The sequence below is a fragment of the Flavobacterium sp. genome, assembly GCF_029945805.1.
Classification (GTDB): Bacteria; Bacteroidota; Bacteroidia; order Flavobacteriales; family Flavobacteriaceae; genus Flavobacterium.
Window position 1 is genome coordinate 16177 of the sequence record NZ_JAQSDH010000022.1, and the last position, 14842, is coordinate 31018.

At 36.0% G+C, this 14842-nt stretch carries 13 protein-coding genes; 5 read left to right on the forward strand and 8 right to left on the reverse strand.

Annotated elements, in window-relative coordinates:
- The 4 genes from nuoL (at position 1) to PSU83_RS05160 (ending at position 5827) form a co-directional block, all read left to right on the forward strand.
- Positions 1–1887 carry an NADH-quinone oxidoreductase subunit L gene (nuoL, locus tag PSU83_RS05145; RefSeq protein ID WP_300587455.1) on the forward strand — a complete coding sequence of 629 codons (1887 nt, stop codon included), beginning with the start codon at positions 1–3 and terminating at the stop codon, positions 1885–1887.
- A 10-nt stretch (positions 1888–1897) separates the two neighbouring features.
- Complete coding sequence (locus tag PSU83_RS05150) at positions 1898–3340, forward strand: NADH-quinone oxidoreductase subunit M (protein WP_300587459.1); 1443 nt, start codon at positions 1898–1900, stop codon at positions 3338–3340.
- Positions 3341–3347: 7 nt separating this feature from the next.
- Positions 3348–4724, forward strand: coding sequence for an NADH-quinone oxidoreductase subunit N (locus tag PSU83_RS05155; RefSeq protein ID WP_300587462.1), 1377 nt, complete (start codon positions 3348–3350; stop codon positions 4722–4724).
- A gap of 68 nt (positions 4725–4792) precedes the next feature.
- Positions 4793–5827 carry an aldo/keto reductase gene (locus tag PSU83_RS05160; RefSeq protein WP_300587464.1) on the forward strand — a complete coding sequence of 345 codons (1035 nt, stop codon included), beginning with the start codon at positions 4793–4795 and terminating at the stop codon, positions 5825–5827.
- 21 nt (positions 5828–5848) lie between these two features.
- Here PSU83_RS05160 and PSU83_RS05165 read toward each other — a convergent pair whose 3' ends face one another.
- The 8 genes from PSU83_RS05165 to PSU83_RS05200 form a co-directional block, all read right to left on the reverse strand.
- Positions 5849–7231, reverse strand: a complete 1383-nt coding sequence (locus PSU83_RS05165; protein ID WP_300587466.1) for a PQQ-dependent sugar dehydrogenase — start codon at positions 7229–7231, stop codon at positions 5849–5851.
- An 89-nt stretch (positions 7232–7320) separates the two neighbouring features.
- Positions 7321–9270, reverse strand: a complete 1950-nt coding sequence (locus PSU83_RS05170) for a biosynthetic peptidoglycan transglycosylase (RefSeq protein WP_300587469.1) — start codon at positions 9268–9270, stop codon at positions 7321–7323.
- Position 9271: 1 nt separating this feature from the next.
- A complete protein-coding gene (locus PSU83_RS05175; protein ID WP_300587471.1) occupies positions 9272–9733 on the reverse strand; it encodes a hypothetical protein in 462 nt (153 codons plus the stop codon).
- Positions 9734–9866: 133 nt separating this feature from the next.
- Positions 9867–11228, reverse strand: a complete 1362-nt coding sequence (gene radA / locus PSU83_RS05180) for a DNA repair protein RadA (protein ID WP_300587475.1) — start codon at positions 11226–11228, stop codon at positions 9867–9869.
- A gap of 10 nt (positions 11229–11238) precedes the next feature.
- On the reverse strand, positions 11239–12501 hold the full coding sequence (locus tag PSU83_RS05185; RefSeq protein WP_300587477.1) for an alpha/beta hydrolase-fold protein: 1263 nt from the start codon (positions 12499–12501) through the stop codon (positions 11239–11241).
- A 94-nt stretch (positions 12502–12595) separates the two neighbouring features.
- The gene (locus PSU83_RS05190) at positions 12596–13204 is read right to left on the reverse strand and encodes an FAD-dependent oxidoreductase (RefSeq protein WP_300587480.1); all 609 of its coding nucleotides are present in this window, start codon (positions 13202–13204) and stop codon (positions 12596–12598) included.
- 3 nt (positions 13205–13207) lie between these two features.
- Positions 13208–13405 (reverse strand): hypothetical protein, encoded by a 198-nt coding sequence (locus PSU83_RS05195; RefSeq protein WP_300587483.1) that lies wholly within the window; start codon positions 13403–13405, stop codon positions 13208–13210.
- Positions 13406–13443: 38 nt separating this feature from the next.
- Positions 13444–14019: a MarC family protein gene (locus PSU83_RS05200; RefSeq protein WP_300587486.1), complete on the reverse strand. Its 576-nt coding sequence runs from the start codon at positions 14017–14019 to the stop codon at positions 13444–13446.
- Positions 14020–14106: 87 nt separating this feature from the next.
- Between PSU83_RS05200 and PSU83_RS05205 the strand changes: the two genes are divergently transcribed.
- On the forward strand, positions 14107–14679 hold the full coding sequence (locus tag PSU83_RS05205; RefSeq protein ID WP_300587489.1) for a DUF3109 family protein: 573 nt from the start codon (positions 14107–14109) through the stop codon (positions 14677–14679).
- Positions 14680–14842 lie beyond the last annotated feature (163 nt).

Here is a 14842-nt window from a genome sequence, read left to right on the forward strand (position 1 = left end):
ATGGATACAAATTTAGCTTTACTACTACTACTATCGCCATTTGCTGGGTTTCTTTTTAATATTTTCTTTGGAAAAAAAGTAAGCAAAGGAATATCAGGTGCAATCGGAACGCTAACTGTTTTGGTTTCGTTCCTGCTTAGCATTTATTTCTTCACACAATTACAATCCACCGGAAAAGCAATTGAAATCTCTTTGTTTGATTGGATTTCAGTTCATAACTTCGTGTTGGACTTCGGACTTTTATTAGACCAATTATCGCTTCTTTGGTTGTTATTCCTCACTGGAATTGGTTCTTTGATTCACTTATATTCGATTAGCTACATGCACGATGACGAAAATATGCACAAGTTTTTTGCGTATTTAAATCTTTTTGTATTCTTCATGATTACACTTGTTATCGGAAACAACTTGTTGGTAATGTTTATTGGATGGGAAGGCGTTGGACTGTGTTCTTATCTTCTAATCGGATTTTGGTATAAAAACCAACCCTATAACGATGCAGCGAATAAAGCTTTCATCATGAATAGAATTGGAGATTTAGGATTCCTAATTGGAATTTTTGCTTTGGGCGCTGCGTTTTCAACAATCAATTTTTCTGGAATGTCAAACTTTATAAAAGTAAATGAATTGACACAATTTCAAGAAATGATACTTCCTATAGCGGCTTTCTGTTTATTCATAGGAGCTTGTGGGAAATCGGCGCAACTGCCGCTTTATACTTGGCTTCCTGACGCTATGGCGGGACCAACTCCAGTTTCGGCCTTAATCCACGCGGCAACGATGGTAACGGCTGGTATCTTCATGATTACTAGAATGAATTTCTTATTCGATTTAACTCCAGAAGTACAAAACATAATTGCAATTGTTGGTGCTGCAACAGCTTTGGTTGCTGCTTCAATTGGTTTACTTCAAAATGACATCAAAAAAGTACTGGCATATTCTACCGTTTCTCAATTGGGATTAATGTTCTTAGCATTAGGATTGGGAGCCTACAATGTAGCCGTATTTCACGTTATAACACACGCCTTCTTTAAAGCTTGTTTATTCTTAGGTTCGGGCTCTGTAATTCACGGATTGCACGGAGAACAAGATATGCGAAAAATGGGCGGTCTACGCAAGGCGATGCCAATCACATTTTGGACCATGATGATTTCAACATTGGCTATTGCTGGAATATTCCCATTTGCAGGCTTCTGGTCTAAAGATGAAATCTTACTGGTAGCTTTCGAACATAACAAAGTGCTATGGGCTGTAGCCTCTATCGCATCCATAATGACGGCTTTCTATATGTTCCGTTTGATGTATTTGACGTTCTTCAAAGAATTCAGAGGAACCGAAGAGCAAAAACATCATTTACATGAAAGTCCAAGTTTAATAACCATTCCTTTGGTGATTTTGGCGATTTTAGCAGCAATTGGTGGTGCAATTAATCTTCCTGGAAGTTCTTGGTTGAATCATTATTTGGAACCAATTTTAGCCACAAAACACGAAGCGCATCACTTGGGAACTCAGGAATTCATTTTGATGGGAATTGCACTAGCCGGAGCTATTTTTGCTATTATTTGGGCGTATTCAAAATACATAAAACAAGGATTTGTACCTAATGAAGATTCAGAAATTACAGGCTTCAGCAAAACCGTTTATAATAAATATTACGTTGACGAATTTTACACTTTCCTAATTGTAAAACCAATGAACGGCTTGTCTAATTTCTTTAGAACAACATTGGAACCCGCTTTAGGAAAAATAGTTTTCAGTTTCGGAACTGCTGCTTACGGCATTAGTGTACAAGGGAAAAAATTACAAACCGGAAGTATAGGGTTGTATTTATTTGCCTTTGTAATCGGCGTTGTTGCCATAGTTTCTTATTTATTTATAGTTCAATAATTTTTACATAATGGATGTAACTACTATATTAATTTTATTACTGATCGGTGCTTTAGCAACCTACTTATCCGGAGACAAATTAGCTTCAAAAGTGGCCCTTGTTTTTAGTTTAGGTGCCCTTGGCGTAACGCTGAATTTACTTTTAAAATACAGCACTGGTGGAGATATCAGTTTCATGGCGGATTGGATTGACATGCCAAAAGTTGCCTTATATTTTAAAGCTGACGGACTTTCGATGGCAATGGTTTTATTGACAACGGCGTTAACGCCACTAATTATATTTTCTTCGTTTGGGAATACCTATAAAAACTCGAAAAATTTCTACGCATTAGTACTTTTCATGACGTTTGCCATGACAGGAACTTTCTTGGCAGCTGACGGGTTATTGTATTATATATTCTGGGAATTAGCATTGATACCGATTTACTTTATCGCCTTAATTTGGGGTAATGGAAAAGCTGACGAACGCAAGAAAGCAGTATTGAAATTTTTCATCTATACCCTTGCAGGATCATTATTCATGTTGGTTGGCTTCGTTTATTTGTATTCAAAAGCAGACAGTTTCCTACTAGAAGATTTGTACAAATTGAAGTTATCAGCAACAGAACAATTTTATATTTTCTTTGCCTTCTTCCTCGCTTACGCTATCAAGATTCCACTTATTCCTTTCCACACATGGCAGGCAAAAGTGTACCAAAAAGCACCAGCTGTTGGAACGATGCTTTTATCAGGTATTATGCTTAAAATGGGATTGTACAGTGTTATTCGTTGGCAACTACCCATAGCGCCATTAGCTGCAAGAACCTATATGCCAATTCTAATCGGATTAAGTATAGCGGGAGTAATTTATGGTTCGATTTTGGCTTTGCGTCAAAAAGACATCAAAAAATTATTGGCTTATTCTTCTTTAGCACACGTTGGTTTAATAGCAGCAGGCTGTTACACTTTAACGCTTGACGGATTAAGCGGTGCGGTTTCACAAATGATTGCGCACGGTTTCGTTGTCGTTGGATTGTTCTTTGTCGCTGAAATAATTTTCAGAAGATACGGAACACGTAAAATTGCTGAAATGGGAGGAATTCGTGCCCAAACGCCAAAGTTCTCGTCTATGTTTATGATTTTGGTTCTAGCCTCTGTGGCTTTGCCAGGAACATTCAACTTCGTCGGTGAATTTACGGTATTGTACAGCTTAAGTCAAATCAATATTTGGTTCGTAATTTTAGGTGGAAGCACAATTATTTTAGGAGCGTATTATATGTTGAAAATGTTCCAAAACACCATGTTAGGAGAAACAAATACCAAAATTTTCGCAGATGTAACAACTAATGAAGCGATTACTTTGATAGTTATTATTGCCTTTTTATTATTCTTCGGATTGTATCCAAAACCTTTAGTAGATTTGGTTACACCAAGTTTAAAAGAAATTTTATCAAACATTAATAGATTTAACTAAGTCCAAAATGAATACATTAATTGCTGTATCAGGTTTAGGTGTTTTTTGCCTTATCGCTGAAATCTTTAATTTAAGAAAACTAATTGTTCCAGTTGCTATACTTGGACTTTTAGCTATTCTTGGACTTACTGTTTCTGAATTTGACCATCCTTCGTCGCACTATAACAGCATGATTATAGTAGATAATTTTTCGGTAGCATTTTCAAGTTTATTTATTATTCTAACACTATTTTTAGTTGCTTTAAGTGGTGATTTTTACAAAGAACATCCTACTAAGATTTCTGATTTTATTGCGATTAAAATTTTCCTTTTAGCAGGTTCTATCGCGATGGTTTCTTTCGGAAATTTATCAATGTTCTTTCTTGGAATTGAAATCCTTTCCATCTCGTTATATATTTTGGCGGCAAGCAGAAGATTAGATATCAAGAGTAATGAAGCCGGAATGAAATACTTCCTGATGGGTTCATTCGCCTCTGGCTTTATATTATTTGGAATTTGTTTAGTGTATGGTGCTACCGGATATTTTGACTTAGAAAGCATCTACGCTTTGTCTCAAGGAACCGGTGCTCCAGTTTGGTTTCCAATTGGAGTAACATTGATCGTTATCGGAATGTTATTCAAAATTGCAGCTGCTCCTTTTCATTTTTGGGCTCCAGATGTTTACGAAGGTTCTCCTTCTATGACTACTGCCACGATGAGTACATTGGCTAAAGTTGTTGCTATGGCGACTTTATACAAACTGCTATCTGGCTTAGGATTGCCTACTAATATGGTTCCAACATTCCAAACGATTATTGTCGTTGTTTCTATACTTTCTATGACGGTTGGAAATATAATGGCTTTACGTCAGAAGAATGTAAAAAGAATGCTCGCGTTCTCCGGTATTTCTCATGCCGGTTTTATGGTGATGGCATTGCTGAGTTTAACAACCGCCGCACCTACATTGCTATATTACACCGCAGCATACGCTTTGGCCGGAATTGCTTCGTTTGCAGTTATCATTTATGTGACCAAAGACAAAGACAATCAAGATATTTTAAACTTTAACGGTCTTGGTAAAACAAATCCATTACTAGCAGCGGTACTTGCAGCTTCCCTTTTATCTATGGCAGGAATTCCGATTTTTTCAGGATTCTTTGCTAAGTTTATGTTGTTTACCAATACTATAAAAGCGGGCTATTTATTTGTTGTTATCGTAGCTGTGATTAACTCCATCATCAGTGTTGGCTATTATTTCAAATTGATTTTGGCAATGTATACCAAAGAAGCTTCCGAAGAGAGAAAAGCAATTCCATTTGTATATTATGCTGTGGCCGTTGTAGCAATTTTACTGAATATCATCATCGGAGTGTATCCCTCTTTTGTAACCAATTTATTGAACTAAATATTAAAATAAAGTTATTTAAAAGTCATCTTCAACGGATGACTTTTTTGTAAAATCCTACTACTACAATGAACTATACTACTCTACCGAATACAAATATAAAGGTTAGCAAAATTTGTCTTGGAACAATGACTTTTGGAGAACAAAACTCGGAAAGCGATGCACATTCCCAGTTGGATTATGCCATTGATAAAGGCATTAATTTTATTGATACTGCCGAAATGTATCCTATTGCCAGCCGAGAAGCAACACTTGGCAACACAGAACGCTATATTGGAAGTTGGTTGAAAAAATCAGGAAAACGAAACGATTTAGTCGTTGCTACTAAGATTGCGGGGCCTAACCGAGGAATGGCTTACATTAGAAATCCTTTAGATTTTTCAAAGAAAAACATACACGAAGCCGTTGAATTGAGTTTAAAAAACCTCCAAACCGATTATATTGATTTGTATCAAATGCACTGGCCCGAACGTGTTATGAATATGTTTGGACAACGCGGTCTTTCAAAAATAGATCCCAATTGGAACGAAAATATATTTGAAGTGTTGAGCATTTATGACGGATTAATAAAAGAAGGAAAAATCAAACATATTGGCGTTTCTAATGAAAATCCGTATGGAGTAATGAAATTCATCAGTGAAAGCGAAAAACACAATTTACCAAGAATTGTAACGATTCAAAATCCTTATTCATTGCTAAATCGTTTGTATGAAGTAGGGCTTTCGGAAATTGGCATGCGTGAAAATGTGGGTCTTATGGCTTATTCTCCGCTAGCATTTAGCTTTTTAACTGGAAAGCATCTGAACGGTACTTTACCTACTTCACGCTTGGGTTTATTTCCACAGTTTACTAGATACGCAAATGATAACTGCTACAAAGCCACAACATTATATAACGAAATAGCAAAAGCAAATGGATTAACTTTGACCCAAATGGCACTAGCATTTGTAAATCAACAAGATTTCGTCATGTCAACCATAGTTGGCGCCACAACTTTGGAACAACTTCAAGAAAACATAGTAGCTTTTGAAACGGTTCTAACTCCCGAAATTATTACAGCAATTAATAAAGTTCAAGAATTGATTCCGAATCCTGCGCCTTAAAGGTCAAATTATTATTGACTTTTACTCAACAACTAATTTAGATTTATATTGATTTCCTGTGAAATCTTCCACCGATAGTAAATACAATCCAGCTGTTAATTTAACAATATTTACAGAGGAAATTTCAGTATTTTGGATTGGTTGAGTCAAAACTAATTTGCCCGTTAAATCATAAATATTAACTTTCGAAAGCGTAGTTTCCGATGTGTTTTTAATGAAGATTTCGGTCTTCGCCGGATTTGGATAAAAGCTTAAACCATTTTTATTAAAATTATTGGTGCCTAGCGAGGAATCCATAATTTTGAAAATAGTTCCACCTACAGCAGCATAAAGTTCTCCATTCACATCCTCTCCAAAAGTAGTAATAGAACCCGCTGGGTTAATCGCCCAAGTTATCGTACTAGAAGTTCCAGTTAGATAACCAATTTCAGCAGTACAATAATCCGCAAAGAAGTACTTATTGGCAAAATTAGGATACATTGAACCAGTATAGGCATAGCCTCCTGTAATCGAACATCTGCCAGAACCGTGACCATATTGACTTAAAGGAGCAACTGTTGAAGCATATGCTGGACAAGTGCCTGCAGTATTGTTATAAATTAAATTACCTTCGTAACAGCGCCATCCAAAATTTAATCCAACTGGCAACGGACTAGATATTTTATTAATTTCTTCCGCTGCACTTTGACCTACGTCTGCAACCCATAAATCACCGTTCAATCTGTTGAAAGAAAATTTCCATGGGTTTCGCATCCCAATAGACCATATTTCATCATTTCCAACAATACCAACATAAGGATTAGTTGGCGGAATGCCATAAGGCGACGCAGAGTCAACATCAATACGCAATATTTTGCCTAAATTGTCATTTATGTTTTGCGCTCGATTATCTGGATCACCACCAAAACCACCATCACCCATTCCAATATAAAGGAATCCATCTGAACCAAATTTGATAGTTCCGCCATTGTGATTACTTGCAGGTTGCGCAATGGTCAATAAAATTGTTCCACTACTAGCGTTTGCAACATTGGCATCAGTCGTAGAAACAGAATATCTAGCAATTACAGTCGCACCGTCTCCAGCACGAGTATAGTTAATATAGAAATAACCATTAGTAGCATAATTTGGATGGAAGGCCAAACCTAACAAACCTCGTTCTCCACCAGAAAGTACAACCGTAGAACCCAATGAAAGAAATGAAGTTGCGTTTACTGTACCGTTGGCATTTAAAATTTTAATACTTCCAGCCTGCTGCACTACAAAAAGACGCGAATCTCCAACAGGGTGCGTGATTTCGGTCGGAGCGGTAAATCCGGTAGCAAAACTTTGCAAAGCTACAGTTTGTCCTTGCGCAGACAATGTTAGAAGACATCCAAAAAGTAAGAGTTGAAATTTTTTCATAGCAAGAATTTTTTAGTGAGGTAAAGTTAGGAATAAAATCTTTGCAATCAAATTGTTATCTAAAATCTACTCTTTTGTACTGCTACCAATTAAAACTCAAACTCTTGTATCGAATTTACCTCGATCTCTGCGGCTGTTGGTTTTTGCTTCAAAAATAGTTTTGCAGGACCTGCAATTGAAAACGGGAAATTACCAATAGTATCAGTTGCAACCAAAAGATTTCGGCGAAACATAACTTTAGTAAGGAATTTTTGCTGTTGTTTAGCGTAAGGTTTCAGTTCGTGATCATTTTCCAAACGATACATAAAGCCTTTTGGATTCGGTATTATTGTCGCTAAAAACAAACATTCATTTAAATTCAAATCGGAGGCTTTTTTTTGGAAATAAAATTGTGCTGCTTCGCCAATTCCGTATACATTTGGTCCCCATTCTATGATGTTAAAATACACTTCAAACATACGCTGTTTCGAACTGATGTGATTATTTTCTAAAATATAAACCAACAAAATCTCTTCTAATTTACGAGATAAAGTTTTTTCACGAGTAAGAAAAATATTTTTCACTAGCTGCATACTTATCGTACTTGCTCCACGTGAAAACTTCTTAGTTTTAATGTTTTTAACAATCGATTCTTTAAACGCTTCATTAATAAATCCACGATGGGAATAAAAAGAAGGATCTTCACTGGTCAAGACACATTTTTGCATAAACGGTGAAATTTCGCTTAGCGGTGTATAATTCCAATTTCCGAAACCAACGATTACCGGCCGTTGTAAAACTCCTTTATCTATAGCGCGATACGTAAATTCGCCGTTAAGTTTGTTGAGATTGGCTTCACCATATTTTATAATTTTTAATCCTTCAGATTTAAGCGTACTTTCAAAAATAATATTCTTGGGTTTGTGATTATTATATTCAAAATTCAACGAATAACTAAAATTTCCTTGTGCTTCCATACCTTCAAAATGACTGAATAATCCACTCGGAAGTGATTCAATAAAATCTTGGGCTTTCATTTTTGAAATCTTTACCTTCAAGGCATAAATTTTATCTTTATCGTTTGTATAAGAAAGATAAGGCTGGAATTTAATAGCGTTAAGCTGGATAGTAGAAGAGCTGTCTAAAGCTATGAATCGCTTGCCAACAACACAATGGTAATCAAAACGAGCATTCTGAACAACAACATTTTTACTCGCAATTTTTGGATTGTTTACAAATAAATTCTGAATAGACGAATAGCCTTCAATATGCAGTTCGCCACTTTCCATTGCAATATTTTTCAGATTGAAGTGAATGGATTTAAAGCCCGTTATAAGCTTGAATTTTTTGTCGATGTACGGAATTTTAATCGTGTCGTTTTGGGCATTGGCAAAAGTTAATTCTGCTTTTCGGTCTCTAGGATCAGCAAAACCCTTGATCGTCCATTGTTGTGAAAAACCATCGGAACTTACTTGAATTATAGTGTTGAGTTTTTTATCGGCTAAAGCCAAACGATTGAAATCAAAAATAACCTTGTTACCGTTATCATTTATCCTGACGGCAAACCCTTTCACTTCCATATCGGTCGGAACCAAATCTAATAATCGCGACGAAATTCGGTTCAGAAGTCGGGCATAATTTACCTCAACGCTCTCTTTTTTCTCCTTTTTGGAACGCAGGAAAGACTCATAATTACTTCCATTTTTGTCTTTAACTAATTGTATGAAGCCGTCGCGAATTTCGAGTTTTCCCAACTGAACATCACCAACCAAAAGCTTCCATAAACTCACACTGGTTTTAAGTTCTTTTATATGGATTAAAGTATCCGATTTTTTGGGAACAAGAGCAATATTTTGGAATTGCACATTAGTTAAGCCTTGAAATTCAGCTTTTTGAATTGTAAAAACGCACTGGTAATCATGTTCGATTTGGACAGCAACACGGTGAATGACTTTATTTAAGATGGTATTTCTAAAAGAAAAAAGAAACACTACACCTAGTAGCAGTAAAACGCCAATGACTTTAAGAAGGAGAAGTGCTTTGCGCTTTGTTTTTTTCATCTTACTTTACGTTTTCAACTGCAAGTCCAAGTCCGATTACATTGGGAAGATATGGCCCTTTGAAACTATGTGAAATTGTGACTTTGTACTTTCCCTTCTGCATTTTTGTTTTTTCCTTAATCTTATAAAATAAATCACACACATCGCCAGAACATTCAGCGAGCTGTTTTCCTGAATCGTCTGCAATTTTTAAATCTATGTTTAGTTCTTCTGTTTTACCATCAGGACTTTCAATGGAAACTTGTAACGGAATACTAGCAAACTGATAGCCGTAAATATGACTAAACTGAAAGATGATGTTATACATTTGGGCATCATTCTGAATGTCAAACTCAAAATTTTTTTTATCAGAGGATTGCCAGCGCTGATCCTCAGGCAATAAGTCGAATTGACGAAAATGATTATCCGAGCAGGAAGTTAAAAAAGAGAAGGCACAAAAAAGGAATAGGAATCTTGCTTTCATAAATAGTGGTGTATTTATTTAAAACGCTTTTTTAAAACATTTATTGTATTCCGTTTATGAACAAATATAATTATAAGTGCTCCTTTCTACGTTACATATTATCCGCAAAAAATTCTAAAATTTGAGTCTAAAATCATCCGAATAATTGTTCGACTACTTCCTCAATTTTGGAAACCAGCACCACTTTTATACCAGGAAATTTTGTGGCAATTTTATTGTATTTGGACACAAAAATAGTAGCAAATCCTAATTTTTCAGCTTCTTGAATCCTCTGCTCTACGCGGTTTACGGGACGAATTTCACCCGAAAGACCAACTTCACCTGCAAAGCAAACATCTTTACCAACTGCAATATCTTCATTAGACGACAAAATCGCAGCCACAACAGCCAGGTCAATCGCTGGATCATCAACTGAAATTCCGCCGGTTACATTCAGGAAAACGTCTTTGGTACCGAGGCGGAAACCAGCACGTTTTTCCAAAACAGCCAAAATCATATTGAGTCTTTTGGCATTATAACCTGTTGTACTTCTTTGTGGCGTTCCATAAACTGCGGTGGACACCAATGCCTGAATTTCGATCATTAAGGGACGCATTCCTTCAAGAGTTGAAGCAATTGCAGTTCCAGAAAGTTCCTCCTCGCGGTGCGATATTAATATTTCAGACGGATTCGAAACTTCTCGTAAACCAGAACCTTGCATTTCATAAATTCCCAATTCGGCAGTAGAACCAAAACGGTTTTTTAACGAGCGTAAAATTCGATACACATGATTCCGATCACCTTCAAATTGAAGCACCGTATCGACCATGTGCTCTAGGATTTTTGGTCCAGCTATATTTCCGTCTTTAGTGATGTGTCCAATTAAAATAACAGGAATATTGGTTTCTTTAGCAAACTTTATAAGTTCTGCCGTAGTTTCTCTAATTTGGGAAATGCTTCCGGCTGTGGAGTCAATGTAATCGGTATGCAACGTTTGAATGGAATCGATGATTACAATATCAGGTTCCGTTTCAACAATATGTCGGAAAATATTTTGTGTTTTGGTTTCGGTCAGAATATAACAATTATCGCTTTCCGGATTGATTCGTTCCGCGCGCATTTTTATTTGCTTTTGGCTTTCTTCGCCTGAAACATAAAGCGTTTTGTATGGTAATTTTAAAGAAATTTGAAGCAATAAAGTACTCTTTCCAATTCCAGGTTCGCCCCCCAATAGTATCAGCGAACCGGGAACGATTCCACCACCAAGAACGCGATTTAATTCGCCATCAGTAGTATCCATTCGGATTTCCTGAGTAGAATCAATTTCCTTAATTTTTAAGGGTTTGGAAACCCTTTTAGATTCAGAGGTTGTGGGTTTCCAACTTGCTTTTTCTTCTTTTTGAATAATTTCTTCGGCAATAGTATTCCATTCTTTGCACGAATTGCATTGTCCCTGCCATTTGGCATATTGAGCACCACAATTTTGACAAAAAAAAGTCGTTTTTATTTTAGACATTTAGGCTGAGTTATTCTGTTTTTTTCTCTCCAGTTGGCGTTTCTGTTGGCGTTCCTTCAGCCGGAGTATCCGTCGGAGTATCTTCTACTACTGGTTCTTCTTTCCCTTTTTTACCTTTTTTAGGCATTGATTTTTTAAGTTCATCTGATCTTTCAATCATCATATCCTTAGTTAAATCTCCAATTTCTTCTTTTTGAAAAGCAGCTAAATATGATTTTACAGCTCTTGCATTATCTCCTTTTTTTTCATACATCTGTGCCAATTGATAATCAGCAAGCATTGATTTTGGATAATTTTTTCGGGCGAGTTGGGATAACTTATCGAATTCATCGTACGCTTTGTTTTTAAGGATTGCTGCTTCAATAGCCTTGAAATCGTTTAAACGAATTGCCAATTTTAGTGCAAAAGATTGTTCGATTACATCATATTTCTTAATCAAATAATCAACATATCCTGAAGGCAATACTGCGATTTTTTCATTAAATTCTGAAATGGAAATGGGTTGATAAACCGAAAATATCTGGTACAATGCACTCGGAATCGAATTCAAAACCAACGAATAATGCGATGCACCTTTGAAATCGTCAAATCTGTAATTCAGTGTTTCTTTGGTTACTTTTTTTGCTTGTTCATCTAAGGCAATAATTCTATTACGCATTTTTTTTACATCACCATCCGCAGAAGAATGATAATAAAAAATCGGCTTTTGAACAGCTGCTAATCGTTCAGGAATATTTACTTCCATTTCAGCGGGAAGTTCTGGACTCATTGAGATATAGGCATCAAAAACAGGATTGTCTTTGTATAAATATAAGTTCAAAAAACCAGCAGTAGTATCTAATCCAGCAATCATTTTGAATGGCGCCGTTCTGTATTTTTTCTGTATGTACGGAATCAATTCCATTCCAATAAATTCAAAGAATTGTTCCCCTTTTTCTGATGGCAAACCTGTTGTTTCGTCAACCATACAATCGGTTTCACGCTCATTGTTTTTGTTTTGGCTAATTCCAACGATTATAACTTCAGGCAAATCATCCCAATAGTATCCATAACTCAAAGCACCCTGGAAAGGATCAAAAAGAAAGTCGCCATCAAGTAGTACTAAAATCGGATACTTCTGATTGGTATTTTTAGCATACGACGGTGGTAAACCGATAGTTATTTCGCGGTCTTCTTTTAGTCGTTGCGAAGTAATTGTATCCGTTATTTTTTTGTTTTGCGAAAAAATCGCGCTAGAGCAAATAAATAGAACAAACAGAAGTGATTTTTTCATGACTATCGGGTTCGGTTGAATAGCACTATTGCCAAATTAATCAGCAAGATAATAAAATTATCATTCTGTGGATTGTTTAACCGCCAAAAAGAATCTACTTCTTAATTGAGTCGTGGCTTTGAGATGAAATACCATTATTCCACAATGTGAGAATATCTGTTGCCACCGCAGCGCCACTTCCGGCAGCAATACTCAATTGACTTCTCCATCCTGAAAGCGTCCCAGTAACATAGATACCTTTAACCACTTTGTGATCCTCGTTTTTAAGTTGGATTCGCTGCTTTTCGGCAAGTGCTTTTTTATGCGGTTCAATATATTGATTTAACCCTTCAATATTAAAGGTGTTGGAATATCCAATCGCTACAACGATAGCTTTTGTCTGGTATGAATTCTTATTAGTTGTAACTGTAAAACTTGGGAATTCACCTGAAACTTTCAGGACTTTTTCACCTTCTATTTGGATTACATGCGGATACGATTCTTGCAAATGTTGAACGCTTTCGTTCAATAATTCTGAGCCCAATTTTCCTGGAGCAATTCCGTATGCATTAAAAAATACAGCCTCTTGAAGACTGGATGTTTTTTGATGTGTAATAATACCGATTTTTTTATCTACAACGAATACTTTCTTATGCGCTGAACCCAATACCAAAGCACAGGACATCCCAGAAACGCCACCACCAAGAATTAAAACATCAAACATGATTTAGTTTTTAGATTTTTCTTCAATTTTTTTTGACATTCTAAAAATCAGAAGAATAAGAATGGCGCACATAGAAGCTGAAATACCAATTAAAGCAGCCATACTGTTGCCTTCAAAAGGTTTGTCAAAATCTAGCAAAGTCAAATTAAAAATCACCAACCCAAAAGCAATAAAAATCAAAATTGTGGTAAAAATTTTCATGTAATTAATTTAGACAACAAAAATACTAAAATTTGGTGTTACACAAATAGTCCTTTAACATTAGTAGCAAATAATTTAACAGCGATGGCCAAAAGGACAACACCAAAAACTTTTCGAATGATACTTAGTCCGTTTTCGCCTAACATTCTTTCAATTTTGGCCGAGGATTTCAAAACCAAATACACCAAGATAATATTTAAAAGTATAGCAAAAATTATATTTATGGATTGAAATTCGGCGCGCAGCGAAAGCAGAGTTGTCATAGTCCCGGCACCTGCAATCAAAGGAAATGCGATAGGCACAATGGAAGCCGAAGTGGCCTGCTCATCTTTATATAATCGAATTCCGAGTATCATTTCCAAAGCTAAAAAAAACAACACAAACGAACCGGCAACAGCAAATGAATTCACATCAATACCAATCAATTTTAGAATTTCTTCACCAACAAAAAGAAAGGCAATCATAATTCCAGCCGAAACTAGACTAGCCTTTCCAGATTGGATATGACCGAATTTTGCCCTTAATCCTATAATTACCGGAATGCTTCCAATGATGTCAATCACGGCAAAAAGCACCATTGTGGCAGTAACTATTTCTCTAAAATCAAAATTCATTGTTTAATTTTTTTTACAAAATTAGCTTTTTAATCGTTTATAACTGCTTTTGAAATTACCTTTGCAGTTGTAAATCATAAATTCATCATGTTTCAATTAGGCAAAACCATCGTTTCTGAAGATATTCTCGAAAAAGATTTTGTATGCAATCTTTCTGCCTGCCATGGCGCATGTTGTGTTGATGGTGATGCGGGCGCGCCTTTAACTATCGAAGAAACTAAAATTCTAGAAGAGATTTATCCTAAAATAAAACCATTTCTTCGCAAAGAAGGCATTGAAGCTATTGAAAGGTTAGGAGCTTGGGTTGTGGGAACGGATCAAGATTTAGAAACGCCACTTATTGACAATAAAGATTGCGCCTATGTGATTTTTGACGGAAAAACAGCGCTTTGCGGAATTGAACAAGCTTATAATCAAGGAATTGTAAATTGGAAAAAACCAGTTTCTTGTCATTTATATCCAATTCGTGTAAAAGATTTTAGCGATTTTGCGGCTGTAAATTACGACCGTTGGGATATTTGTAATCCTGCTTGTTCTTTAGGAAAAGAACTTGAAGTTCCGGTATATAAATTTGTTAAAGAAGCGTTGATTCGGCGATTTGGAGAAGACTGGTATGCTGAACTCGAAAAAGTAGCCGAAGATTTGAAAAAAGAGAAATAGAAGCGAGAATTGAGCAACAGTCTAGTGGATTACTATAGTTTGGTGCCAGATTGTACTTCAAGCTAATTGCTATAGAGAGTAAGGCAGTATCGTTCAGAAAACGAAACACCTTTTCTGTGTAGAATATCGGATTAACTTCGTTTTTCCTCAAAGCGACGCTTTG

Coding starts and splice junctions, on each gene's coding strand:
- PSU83_RS05195 (WP_300587483.1), bottom strand. CDS start 13,405: ATGAAAATTTTTACCACAATTTTGATTTTTATTGCTTTTGGGTTGGTG.
- PSU83_RS05170 (WP_300587469.1), bottom strand. CDS start 9,270: ATGAAAAAAACAAAGCGCAAAGCACTTCTCCTTCTTAAAGTCATTGGC.
- PSU83_RS05190 (WP_300587480.1), bottom strand. CDS start 13,204: ATGTTTGATGTTTTAATTCTTGGTGGTGGCGTTTCTGGGATGTCCTGT.
- PSU83_RS05200 (WP_300587486.1), bottom strand. CDS start 14,019: ATGAATTTTGATTTTAGAGAAATAGTTACTGCCACAATGGTGCTTTTT.
- radA (WP_300587475.1), bottom strand. CDS start 11,228: ATGTCTAAAATAAAAACGACTTTTTTTTGTCAAAATTGTGGTGCTCAA.
- PSU83_RS05155 (WP_300587462.1), top strand. CDS start 3,348: ATGAATACATTAATTGCTGTATCAGGTTTAGGTGTTTTTTGCCTTATC.
- PSU83_RS05165 (WP_300587466.1), bottom strand. CDS start 7,231: ATGAAAAAATTTCAACTCTTACTTTTTGGATGTCTTCTAACATTGTCT.
- PSU83_RS05205 (WP_300587489.1), top strand. CDS start 14,107: ATGTTTCAATTAGGCAAAACCATCGTTTCTGAAGATATTCTCGAAAAA.
- PSU83_RS05185 (WP_300587477.1), bottom strand. CDS start 12,501: ATGAAAAAATCACTTCTGTTTGTTCTATTTATTTGCTCTAGCGCGATT.
- PSU83_RS05160 (WP_300587464.1), top strand. CDS start 4,793: ATGAACTATACTACTCTACCGAATACAAATATAAAGGTTAGCAAAATT.
- nuoL (WP_300587455.1), top strand. CDS start 1: ATGGATACAAATTTAGCTTTACTACTACTACTATCGCCATTTGCTGGG.
- PSU83_RS05150 (WP_300587459.1), top strand. CDS start 1,898: ATGGATGTAACTACTATATTAATTTTATTACTGATCGGTGCTTTAGCA.
- PSU83_RS05175 (WP_300587471.1), bottom strand. CDS start 9,733: ATGAAAGCAAGATTCCTATTCCTTTTTTGTGCCTTCTCTTTTTTAACT.